Source organism: Granulicella sp. L46 (genome assembly GCF_009765785.1).
Taxonomy (GTDB): Bacteria; Acidobacteriota; Terriglobia; order Terriglobales; family Acidobacteriaceae; genus Granulicella.
On record NZ_LMUT01000003.1, the window covers coordinates 656289 to 668092 of the forward strand.

Sequence of the window (11804 nt, forward strand, 5' to 3'; positions counted from 1 at the left end):
CCTGCCGATCTTCTTCTCTAAGGTTCCCGCGTAGTCCGCATGCATATTCTCCTCGTCATCATTGAATTCGCTATCGTCCTTGGATTCCTCGTCCTGATTCACGAGCTCGGCCACTTCATCGTTGCCAAGCTCTGCGGCGTCCGCGTTGAAACCTTTTCCATCGGCTTCGGCCCCCGCCTCGTCGGCTTCCGCTACGGCGACACCGACTACCGCATCTCCATCCTCCCCGTCGGCGGTTACGTCAAAATGGCCGGCGAACTCGGCGGAGACGGCGATGTCTTGCATGCTGGCATTCAATCTCTCCCGCCCGTGCCCGACGACCTCACCTCCAAGCCCCGCTGGCAAAGAGTCCTCATCGCCGTCGCTGGCCCCATCTCCAACTTCCTCGTCGCCTTTGTCCTGCTCTTTGTAGTAGCCCATTACCACCACGAAGTCGACCAGTACCTCACCGGCGCCGCAATCGTCGACTATGTCCCCCAAGGAACCGCCGCAGCCAGCGCCGGCATCACCGCAGGCGACGTCATCACCCGCTACAACCGCATCGCCAATCCCAACTGGGAACAGATCCTCGAAGAGTCCGCCCTCAACCTCAACCGGCCCCTTCCCATCGCCTTCAACCACAACGGCCAGACCCTAACCAGCACCCTCACCATCACCGTTCCGCCCAATACCGAGTTTGGTGTAGACGACGTCGCCAACGTAGGCCTCATCCCTCGCATGGATCCCGGCCCCATCAACGTGCTCTCCGTAACCGGGGGAACTCCCGCCGATCGCGCCGGGCTGCAGGCTGGCGACCAACTCCTCACCATCAACGGGTTTCGCCCCCACTCGGTCTACGCCCTGCTGGCCTACCTCAAGGACAACAAGGGCGCCGCCGACACCCTCGGCATCCTCCGCAACGGCCAGCCCCTTACCCTCACCGCCACTCCTGAAAAGATGGAAACCCCAGGCGCCGCCGATCAATACCGCCTGGGCTTCACCTATCGCCCGCCACCGGCCGACATCGAACACCTCCCCGTCGGCATGGCCATGGAGCAGTCCCTCAAGGACAATCGCGAAGGCTCCATGCTCATCCTCCGCGTCATCAAGGGCCTCTTCACCCGCCACGTAGCCGTCAATCAAATGATGGGTCCGGTCGGCATGGCGCAACAGATCGACATCGCCACCCAGATGGGGATCTGGCCGCTGCTCAACCTGGTCAGCATCATCTCCCTCAACCTCGGCATCTTCAACCTGATGCCCTTCCCCCTCCTCGACGGCGGCATGATCCTCTTCCTCATCGTAGAAAGCATCATGCGCCGCGACGTCAATCAGCAGTTCAAGGAAATCGTCTACCAGGTAGCCTTCGTCTGCATCATCCTCTTCGCCTTCTTCGTAATCTTCAACGACATCACCAAGCTCCACCTGCACTAGCAGCCAGCGCCTAACTTTTAGATCTGGCTTCGCGCCCACGAACTCCGAACACCGAGCTTCGAGCTTCGAGCTTCGAGCTTCGAGCTTCGAGCTTCGAGCTCTTTAGATCAAACCGCGTGCCTCCACCGATGCCGTCATCCTAGAGCGAAGCGAAGGATCCCTGTATTGGCTGTTGCTGCCCTTGCCGCTGCTTCTGAGATAGGTCCGGGCTTCAGCCCGGACACTAACGGAACACCCAACCACCGGGCTTTAGCCCCTGGGACATTCCCTCTATCCTCGCTGCCAGTCAGTCCGCAGCCGGGCAATGGAATCTGCCGTTGCCTTAGCTAAGACCTAGGCGCCGCTCTTCTCCAACTCCGCCACAATCTCCCCCACCGCCGCTCTAGCCTCATCTTCCTTATCCACCGCGAAGCTGATCGCCCCCACGCGCGCGTGTCCCCCGCCCCCATACCGCTCGCAGATCGCCGCAATATTCGCCAACTCTCCCACATCCTTCGTCGTCCAGGGATTCGTCCCCACGCTCACCTTCGTCCGAAAGCTAGACTTCGACAGCCCCACGTTATACGTCCCCTCCGGAAACAAATAGTACGGAATAAATTTGTTATATCCCTCCGTAGGCTGGTCCGTAATATCAAAACGAATCACGCCGCGCTCACACACCGCCCGCTCGCGAATCAACTCCAGCACCGCAAAATGCTGCTCCAATAACGGCCCCAGCAACTCCTGCACAAACGGCTGATCAAGCACCTGTTGCAACGGCATCTCGGTCAGCAGCGGAATAAATTTCTTCGAGACCGATTCCCCATCCTCATCCGGCGCGCTCTCAATCACCATGGTCAACTTCATCGCCGGCTCGGCCATCTCCACCGCGGCCTTCGCGCTCTCATACTTCGCGCCGTCCACGATATTCGCCCAATAGATCAGCTCCCGAAACGGCACCATATCCATCCCGAACTTCGTCTGCGCCACATGCGCAATCAAGCCTGTACAGCTCGTGTACGCAGGATCGAAGAACTGCCGCATCGTCTCGGACCCATCCATCTGCCCACGCCGAAACCTCTCCTCATCCTTCACCGTCATAAACGCCGACAGATGATGATCGAACCACCAGGTCAGCTTCGGTGACGCCGAGTACTTGAAATCCACAATCGCATTCTCACCCCGCGCCTCAAACCAACTCTCCTCAAACAACGACCCCGCACGATGCACCAACCCCTGGTACGCATAGCGCCACGCGGACCCGTCCGCGGCCTTCACGCACTCCGTGTGGAACCGTGTAAACATCGCCGCCGAACAAGCGCCGTCAAAACATTTATCGTGATAAAAAACTCTGCAGTTCACGTCGCCCCGCCCCTCTGGATTTCCGAATACACCCACAGCATATCTGACCCACCACGAAACCATCGCGCTCCCCCACGCGTATCATCGTGAACATCTTCATCTCTCCACCACAAACCCACTCCAGAGAAACCCCACGCATGGACATGACACCCCCGCAACACCCCTCCGACCCGACAACCATCCCCCTCCCGCCGTCCGCGCAGGACGTGACGGTTGCACCCAAACCGAACACGATATTCTTTGGCCGCTTCGGCCTTCGCGCCGGATGGTCGATCGCAATCTTCGTCATCATCGTCGCCATCGTCGTCACCCTCAGCGGCATCTTCTCTGTCGCCGCCACCGGCCAGCTCAAAGAGATGATCGCCGCCCGCGCTCAAGCACAAGCGCATCCCCAGGCGCACCCCGTCCACCCAACCGTCCCCTTTCAGCCAACGCTGGTCATCGTGAATGACGGCCTCACCTTCCTCGGCATGCTCGGCCTCTGCTGGTTCTTCTCCCGCGGCGAGCGCCGCCGCCTCGGCGTCTACGGCATCGGAGCTTCTCGCCGCAGCGACTTCTTCTTCGGAGCCTTTTGGGGCCTCGTCGCTCTCTCCGCTCTTGTCCTGCTCCTTCATTCCCTCCACCTGCTGTACTTCGATGCGCGCCTCCTCACCGGCACCGCCCTCTGCCTCTACGCCGCCAAGTGGCTCTTCGCCTTTCTCCTCGTCGGCTTCTCAGAGGAGTACATGCTCCGCGGTTACCTTCAATTCACCCTCACCCGCGGCGTCTTCGGCCTCGCCGAAAAAATCTCTCCCACCCACGCACGCCTCGTCGCTTTCTGGATCGCCGCCATCATCATGTCGCTCCTCTTCGGTGTCCTCCACCTCGGCAACTCTGGCGAGAACGCCCTCGGTATCGGCCAGGTCGTCCTCTTCGGCCTCATCTTCAGCTACACCCTCTGGCGCACCGGCTCCCTCTGGTGGGCCATCGGCTTCCACATGGCATGGGACTGGGCACAGAGCTTCCTCTACGGTGTCCCCGACAGCGGCAACCTTTCCGTCGGCCGCCTCTTCCAAACCCACGTCGCCGGCAGCCCTCTCCTCTCCGGAGGAGTCGACGGCCCCGAAGGCAGCGTCCTCTGCATCCCCGTCCTTCTACTCGTCGCCCTTGTCGTTCGCTTCACCACCCGGCCCGGCACACAGCCTCCCCTCGAACCCGACTTCGACCCACTATCCATGCCCGTTCCTCCGTCCTTCTAATCACCACCGTCCCAGCCCCCGCCGTCCGCGCAGGACTTGGGTGCCCCATGTCCCGTTTCTGGGACGTGGGCTCGCACGATGTCCGCCCAGCACCACCAACCTCGCCTCACCTCCAACGCCGGCGTGACCTAGAATCGCTCTAGACCATGTATCCCTCCGACTCCGATAACCCAGACGACTCCGCACCCCTCCGCCACCGCACAAGCTCCCATCTCTCGCCGTCCGCGCAGGACCCGTCCGCGCAGGACCTTGACGACGCCCGCTCGCTAAGGACCACGCGCCTGAGACGCTGGCTCGGCCGCGTCGCGTTCACCTTCAGCATCCTGCTCGTCCTGTTATTCGTCGCGCTCGCAATAATCGCCGTCTCCCTCCGCCGCGACATGCGCGCCAACCTCCTCACCAACCAGGGCCTCCTAGACGGCAACGTCCCAGTCTCCGGCCTCTCCGCGCCCGTCACCATCACCCGCGACGCGCAGAGCGTTCCCTCCATCCACGCCGCCAACCTCGACGACCTGCTCTTCGCCCAGGGCTACATCACCGCTGCCGACCGTCTCTTCCAGATGGACGCCCTCCGCCGCCACGGTGCCGGCACCTTAGCCGAGATCCTCGGCCCCTCCCTCATCCAGCACGATCGCGAACAGCGCATCCTCCAGCTCCGCGCCGCCGCCGACCGCGCCGTCGCCGTCCTTCCCCCCGACCAGCTCCACCAACTCCAGGCCTACGCCCGCGGCATCAACGCCTACATCTCCACCCACAGCGGCGCCAACACGCCGAACACCCTCCCCGTCGAGTTCCACATCCTCCACTACTCCCCTGAACCCTGGCAGCCCCGCGACTCCATCCTCATCGGCATCATCATGGCCCAGGACCTATCCACCGAATTCCCCACCAAGCTCAACCGCGAAGCCTTCTCCGCCAGCCTTCCGCCCAACCTCGTTCCCGATCTCTACCCCGTAGGCTCCTGGCGCGACCATCCCCCCACCCAGCAGCCGCCAGATCTAACCGCCCCCTCAGCCCCCGTAGAGCAAATCCCCCTCGACCCCACCCAATCCTCCATCAACCCTCAAACCGGGTGCGACCGAGTCCCGCGTTCCACCAACAAAATCGGGTGCCCCATGTCCCGCTTCTGGGACATGGGTTTGCAGAACGCCAGCAATCTCCCACCAACTCTCGAACCCCCACCGAACCCAACTCCCGCCGCTCACGCAGGACTAGCATCCCCGCAAGACCTCCTCCGCATTTACGCCGACCTCCGCGCCCACCAATGCAACGGCTGCCGCGACGGCTCCAATAACTGGGTAGTCGCCGGCAACCACACCGCCACCGGCGCCCCCCTCCTCTCCAACGACATGCACCTCGGCCTAACCGCCCCCGACATCTGGTACGAAGCCGCCCTCCACGCCGACGGCCCCACGCCTCTCGCGGTCGAAGGCTTCACCCTCCCCGGCGTTCCCTTCGTCATCGTAGGCCGCAACGCCAACATCGCCTGGGGCTTCACCAACTCAGGCGCCGACGTCCAGGACGTCCTCATCGAGCACCTCCGCAAGAGCGGCTCCGAAACCGAGTACGAGCATCCCGACCACACCTGGTCCCCCGTCGCCCATCACACCGAACTCATCCACGTTCGCGCCGGCCGCGACGTCACCCTCGACGTCCTCACCACCACCCACACCATCGGCACCACCAACATCCAAACCCCGATCATCTCTGCCCTTTATCCCACCGAACACCGCCCCCTCGCTCTAGCCTGGACCGTCTACGATCCCTCCACCCAAACCGCGCCCTTCCTCGCCATCAACACCGCCACCGACGCCGCCTCCCTCGTCGCCGCCTTCGCCAGCTTCAGCAGCGTCTCGCAAAACCTCGTCTACGCCGACGCGCACCACATCGGCTACCACCTCCTCGGCCGCATCCCCATCCGCGGACCCGCCACCCAGCGCCCCCGCACCACCCAACCCTTCATCCTACCCAACACCACCCCCCCTCAAGACGAACAAGACGAGTCCGGCGACAACCCCTCCGCCTCCCTCCCCCACCCCCAAGCCATCCTCGCCTCTTTCTCCCCCACAATGTCGTCATCTCGACCGAAGCGCGCAGCGCGTAGTGGAGAGACCCCTGTATTTGCACTCGTCAGCACCCCGCAGCAATCTCCGTCATCTCGACCGGAGCGCGCAGCGCGTAGTGGAGAGACCCCTGTATTTGCACTCGTCAGCACCCGCAATAACGCTGTCATCCTGAGCGCAGCGCAGCGCAGCCGAAGGACCCCGAAGATTCCAGTCCCACCCACGCCCTCGACCCCTTCCACCACGACGGTCCCCACAACCCCCACCGTCGCCTACACCATCGGCTCTCCCCTCTCCCCCATCCCCGTCGACGCCCTAGACCTCACCCAATCCTGGTCCGGCTACATCCCCTACGACGCCCTCCCCTCCGTCCTAGACCCCACCTCCGGCATCCTCGCCACCGCCAACGCTCGCATCGCCCCCGACGACTACCCCTACTACATCTCCAACAACTGGGCCGATCCCTACCGCGTCGAGCGCATCAACCACCTCCTCGACGCCAGCGTCACCGCCAACCACCCACTAACCCCCGCCGACATGCTCCGCATCCAGATGGACGTCCACTCCGAGTTCGATCTACTCGTAGCCCAGCGCCTCGCCTACGCCCTCGACCACAGTTCGCTAACCCACAAGGACGCGCGCCTCTTACAAGCCGCCAACATCCTGCGCGGCTGGAACGGCGACGTCTCCGCCGACTCCCCCGCCGCCGCCATCACCTCCGCCGCCTATCACGAGATCTGGTCCATGCTCCTCGCGCCCCAACTCCGCGACTACGCCAACGCCCGCTACCACCTCAAGCTTGACGACGTACGGTTGACGCGCATCCTCAATCTCTACACCTGGGACGAAGACCGCACCGCCCTCGAGCAGCTCCTCCAGAACACCCCCGCCCGCTGGCTCCCGCAAGGCTACTCCAACTGGAACGATCTCCTCGCGATCTCCGTAGAACGCGGCCTCCACTTCATGAACGCGCCTCGCGACCTCTCTACCCTCACCTACGGCTCCGCGCACCCCATCGACATCGCTCACCCCATCTTCGGCAGCCACAGCCCCATCAGCACCATGCTCGGAGTAGCCACCGGCTCCGGCTTCCATCCCAACGGCGGCGACTCGACGACAGTCAAAGCGGCAGGCCTCCACTTCGGCCCCAGCGAGCGCTTCACCGCCGACCTCGCCGACCCCGATAACACCCACGCCAACATCCCCACCGGCGAATCCGGCAACCCAGCCAGCCCCTCGTTCCTCGACCAATTCCAACCCTGGCTCCAGGGCACCACCTTCACCCTCCCCCTAACCCACCCCACCATCCAACACACCCTAACCCTAACGCCGCAGTAGCAAGCTCCTAGCTTCCAGCTCTTCGCTCGTCGCTTCTAGTTGTTATCGCCGCCCAGAATCCCGTCATCCTCGAGCGAAGCGAAGGACCCCTGTATTGGTCGTTGCAGTTGCGTTTGCTCTTGCTCAGGCAGCTGCATTTCCGGCAGTCATCTCGCGGGATCCGCTTCTTCTCTTACCCTTGCCCGTGCTTCTTCTTTACCTCGTCCTTGCTCTCCTTTGCCCTCGCCGTTGCCTCTTCTTTCGCCCTTGCCCTTGCCTCTGAGATAGGTCCGGGCTTTAGCCCGGACAATCACCGCTCACCTAGACAAAGGGCTTTAGCCCCGGGCCGTTGTCCTTGCCTTTCTTTCTGTCATTCCCTTTGGGAATCTGCTTCTTCTTTTGCCTTTGCCCCCGGCTGTTGCTCTTGCCCTAGCTTTTCTGGCCGTCATTCCGACCCTGAGCGAAGCCGAAGGGGAGGAACCTGCTTCTCGCTCGCGCAGCGAGCGCCCGTTCTCGCCTTAGCCAGAGCTAAGAGCTAAACGCTTTCTCGAATGCAACAATACCTAATGCCCGCCGCCGCGCCATCCCCCGCACCGAAGCGCGCATTCATCCTCATCCCCTTCGCCGTACTCCTGGTCCTCCACCCCCTCCTAATTCACGGCCCCTCCTGCGGCCAGGACCTCGCCTTCCACGTCCAAAGCTGGCTCGACGCCGCGCACCAACTCCGCCACGGCACCCTCTACCCCCACTGGGACGCAACCGCCGCCTGGAACGCCGGCGAACCCCGCTTCCTCTTCTACCCCCCAATCTCCTGGCTACTCGGCGCCGTCCTCACGCTCATCTTTCCCACCATCCTCTGCCCAACAATCTTCATCGCCATCGCTCTCCTCGCCTCCGGCTTCACCTTCCACAAACTAGCCAGCGAGTTCGCAAGCCCCAACGCCTCCCTCATCGCCTCCACGCTCTACCTAGCCAACCCCTACATGCTCTTCACGGCTTTCGAGCGCTCTGCCCTGGCCGAACTCCTAGCCGCCGCCTGGATCCCCCTCCTACTACTAGCCATCCTCCGCTCACGGCCCACCATCCGCGCCATCGCAATCCCGCTAGCCCTCCTCTGGCTAACCAACGCCCCCGCCGCCGTCATCGGCAGCTACACCCTCGCCCTCCTCGCAACCCTCCGCATCGTCTCTTCTTTCGCAACAAAGAAAGCCCGTCATCCTGAGCGGACCCTTCACACCGTGAAGGGGGAGTCGAAGGACCCCGAAACCTATAGCCAACCCCTCTCGCCCATCCCTTTTCAACCGCGATCACCCAGTCCCCTCCAACTCGCCCTCACTTACCTCGCCGGCACGATCCTCGGTCTAACTCTCCCGGCCATCTACCTGCTCCCCGCGGCCTACGAGCGCAAGTACATCCAGACAGCCATGGCCCTCCTCCCCAACATGCGCTACCAGGACAACTTCCTCTTCACCCACACCACCGACGCCGCCCACAACGCTGTCAACCACTCCATCAGCCTCCTAGCCCTGACCCTCCTGCTCCTAGCCGCTGCCTCCTTTCTAACCTTGCTCCTCAAAAAACCCCTCACCCGAAAAAACTTCGCCGCAAAAAAGCCCGTCCCCTTGCGCTCCCAAGAATCTGTCATCCTGAGCGAAGTCTCTCGCAGCAACGCGCGAGAGACGCAGCCGAAGGACCCCGAAGCCCTCAACCCCACCGATATAGCCGGCCCCTTCTCAACCAATACCCCCGCGACCCTCACTTACACCCTCGCTCTCCTCACCATCGCGATCGCGATCCTCCTCACCCCCGTCTCCGCCCCCATCTGGCACCATCTCCCCAACCTCGCCTACCTCCAATTCCCCTGGCGCCTCCTCACACTCCTAACCCCGATCCTCGCCCTAACTATCGCCCTACTCCTCGACACACCCAAAATTATGGGTGCCCCAGGTCTCGCTTCTGAGATCTGGGTTAGCAGAACGCCGAGCGGCCTCACCACCGCCCTGTCTCTCCTCCTCCCGCTAGCCCTAGCCGTCCCCGCCTACCGCCTCTACCACCAACCCTGCGATCCCACCGACGACCCCAAGCACCTCGCCCAACTCTTCACCACCCACCACGGCTTTCCCCCCACCGACGAGTACACCCCCACCCTCGCCGACAACGACCCCCTCCGCTCCAACAACCCCGCCTACTGGCTAGCCCCTTCCCCCAACGACCCCGCGCCCAACACCACCCCCACCGCCTCCGAACTCAACCCCTCGCTCGACACTGACGACACCCCCATCCCCGACACCGAAACCCTCTCCACCCCAGGCCCCCACCACTTCCAAATCCACGCCCCCACCCCCAGCTATCTCATCCTCAATCTCCGCGACTACCCCAACTGGCGAATCACCACGACTTCAAAACCCTCGCCGTCCGCGCAGGACCCCGCCCACATCCCCCGCCCTGACGGCCTCATCGCCATCTCCCTCAATCATGCCGACGACTACACCATCAACATCACCTGGCACCGCACCCTCGATCAGCAGCTAGGCCTGGCCCTCACCACCCTCGCCTTCATAGCCCTCGCCCTCACCTACCGCCGCAAACCGAACACATAAATCCCCCCACCCCGAACATCGTCATCTCGACCGAAGCGCACAGCGCGTAGCGGAGAGACCCCTGTATTGGCACTTGCCTTTGCATTTGCATTTGCATTTGCACTTGCCTTTGCCTTTGCCTTTGCCTTTGCACTTGCCTTTGCCTTTGCCTTTGCACTTGCCTTCGCACTTGCCTTCGCACTTGCCTTTGCACTTGCTGTTGTTCTTGCTTTTCTGGCTGTCATTCCGAGCGCAGCGAGGAACCTGCATCTCGCGCGAAGCGCGCCCGTTCCCGCCTCTGCCTTTGCTAGACGCTAGAAGCTCACCCACGATCCCAACTCCCGCCGCCCGCTCAGGACCGCAGGACGTAGAATCAACAGTGACCATGAACCCTGAAGTGCAGAACATCCTAACCTCTGGCGTCACCCTCACCGACGCAGCGCTCGAGCGCCTCCTCCCCTCGGCCACCACCGAACCCCACTCCATCCACCGCGCCATGCGCCACAGCACCTTCGCCGGCGGCAAGCGCCTCCGCCCCATCCTCTGCATGGAAGCCGCACGCATGGTAGCCGGCACCGGCCAGATCCCCGAAGGCGCAGCCGACCTCGGAGCCGCCATAGAAATGGCCCACACCTACTCCCTCATCCACGACGACCTCCCCGCCCTCGACAATGACGACCTCCGTCGCGGCAAGCCCACCTGCCACGTAGCCTTCGGTGAAGCCATCGCGATCCTCGCCGGCGACGCCCTGCAGAACCTAGCCTTCCAGGTCATCTCGAATCTCCCCGCCCCACCCGCCACCATCGTCGCCATCCTCCACGACTTCGCCCTCGCCATCGGCACCGGCGTAGGAGCCCCCACCGGAATCCCTCCCGGCATGATCGGAGGCCAGGTCGTCGATATCGAATCCGAGCACCACAAGCCCACCCCCGAGCTAGTCGAGCGCATCCACCGCGCCAAGACCGGCGCCCTCATCACCACCAGCATCGTCTGCGGTGGCCTGCTCGGCATGGCCTACGCGCCCGTCCAACGCTCGCCCTCCGCGCAGGAGCTCCGCACCTTCGGCGAAAGTGCCGGCCTGGCCTTCCAGATCGTCGACGACATCCTCGACATGACCCAAACCTCTGCCGAGCTAGGCAAGACCGCCGGCAAAGACACCGCCTCCGACAAAGCCACCTGGCCCGCCGTCTACGGCATCGAGCAATCCAAAAAAGACGCCGCCTCCCTCATCGCCGACGCCTTCGCCGCCCTCGAACCCTTCGGCGAATCCGCCACCCCCTTAAAATCCTTAGCCCAATATCTAGTCGACCGCACCCACTAACCGCGTTGTCAGTTCTTAGTTCTCAGTTATCAGTTTCCCTCCATGGAGTCCTGAGAACGAACAACTGAGAACTGACAACTAACAACTGAGAACCGACACCCATGAATCTCCGTCCCCGCCACTACATCCTCCTCGCCGTCGTCATCGGCCTTTTCATCTTCAACATCGTCCGCCATCGCCGCGACCAGCGGAACCTCACCTCGACCAACAACACCCCCGCGCCGGTCGTCATGACCACGCCGCGCATCAACACCCCCGCCTGGGTAGCCTTCGACCACGCCGCCTCCCTTCGCGACGATCCCCCCGCCACCTTCAGTCCCGCTCTCCACGATCTACAGCAGCTCATTCCCGTCGACCCCAACCAGAAGGACGGCCACATCGAAGACATCAATGGCTGCCTCACCTGGCTCGAGTTCTACCGCCAGGGCGCCCAACCAATCCACCCCGACCCCACCATGAAAGACCGCGCCATCCGCCACATCGACGACTGCGTAAAGCTCCACAAGGACAGCGGCAATTAGCTAACCGCCCG

8 protein-coding genes are annotated in these 11804 nt (G+C 63.0%); 7 read left to right on the forward strand and 1 reads right to left on the reverse strand.

Features of this window, described 5'->3' with window-relative positions; genetic code table 11:
* Window positions 1-39: 39 nt before the first annotated feature.
* Window positions 40-1413, forward strand: coding sequence for an RIP metalloprotease RseP (gene rseP, locus GSQ80_RS03680; RefSeq protein WP_158786130.1), 1374 nt, complete (start codon window positions 40-42; stop codon window positions 1411-1413).
* 333 nt (window positions 1414-1746) lie between these two features.
* Here the strand turns inward: rseP and GSQ80_RS03685 are convergent, their stop codons facing one another.
* Window positions 1747-2697, reverse strand: a complete 951-nt coding sequence (locus GSQ80_RS03685; protein WP_254059414.1) for a DHH family phosphoesterase — start codon at window positions 2695-2697, stop codon at window positions 1747-1749.
* Window positions 2698-2891: 194 nt separating this feature from the next.
* On the opposite strand from GSQ80_RS03685, the gene GSQ80_RS03690 reads away from it, so the two are divergent.
* The 6 genes from GSQ80_RS03690 to GSQ80_RS03715 all read left to right on the forward strand — a co-directional run bounded on the left by GSQ80_RS03690 (window position 2892) and on the right by GSQ80_RS03715 (window position 11793).
* Window positions 2892-3992, forward strand: a complete 1101-nt coding sequence (locus GSQ80_RS03690) for a CPBP family intramembrane glutamic endopeptidase (protein WP_158786132.1) — start codon at window positions 2892-2894, stop codon at window positions 3990-3992.
* Window positions 3993-4138: 146 nt separating this feature from the next.
* Window positions 4139-7393, forward strand: a complete 3255-nt coding sequence (locus GSQ80_RS03695; protein WP_158786133.1) for a penicillin acylase family protein — start codon at window positions 4139-4141, stop codon at window positions 7391-7393.
* A 530-nt stretch (window positions 7394-7923) separates the two neighbouring features.
* Window positions 7924-9972 (forward strand): hypothetical protein, encoded by a 2049-nt coding sequence (locus tag GSQ80_RS03700; RefSeq protein ID WP_216850114.1) that lies wholly within the window; start codon window positions 7924-7926, stop codon window positions 9970-9972.
* A 66-nt stretch (window positions 9973-10038) separates the two neighbouring features.
* Window positions 10039-10269, forward strand: coding sequence for a hypothetical protein (locus tag GSQ80_RS03705; RefSeq protein WP_158786135.1), 231 nt, complete (start codon window positions 10039-10041; stop codon window positions 10267-10269).
* A gap of 67 nt (window positions 10270-10336) precedes the next feature.
* Entirely contained in the window at window positions 10337-11272 is a 936-nt protein-coding gene (locus tag GSQ80_RS03710; RefSeq protein WP_158786136.1) for a polyprenyl synthetase family protein, read from the forward strand.
* A 101-nt stretch (window positions 11273-11373) separates the two neighbouring features.
* Window positions 11374-11793 (forward strand): hypothetical protein, encoded by a 420-nt coding sequence (locus tag GSQ80_RS03715; RefSeq protein ID WP_158786137.1) that lies wholly within the window; start codon window positions 11374-11376, stop codon window positions 11791-11793.
* Window positions 11794-11804 lie beyond the last annotated feature (11 nt).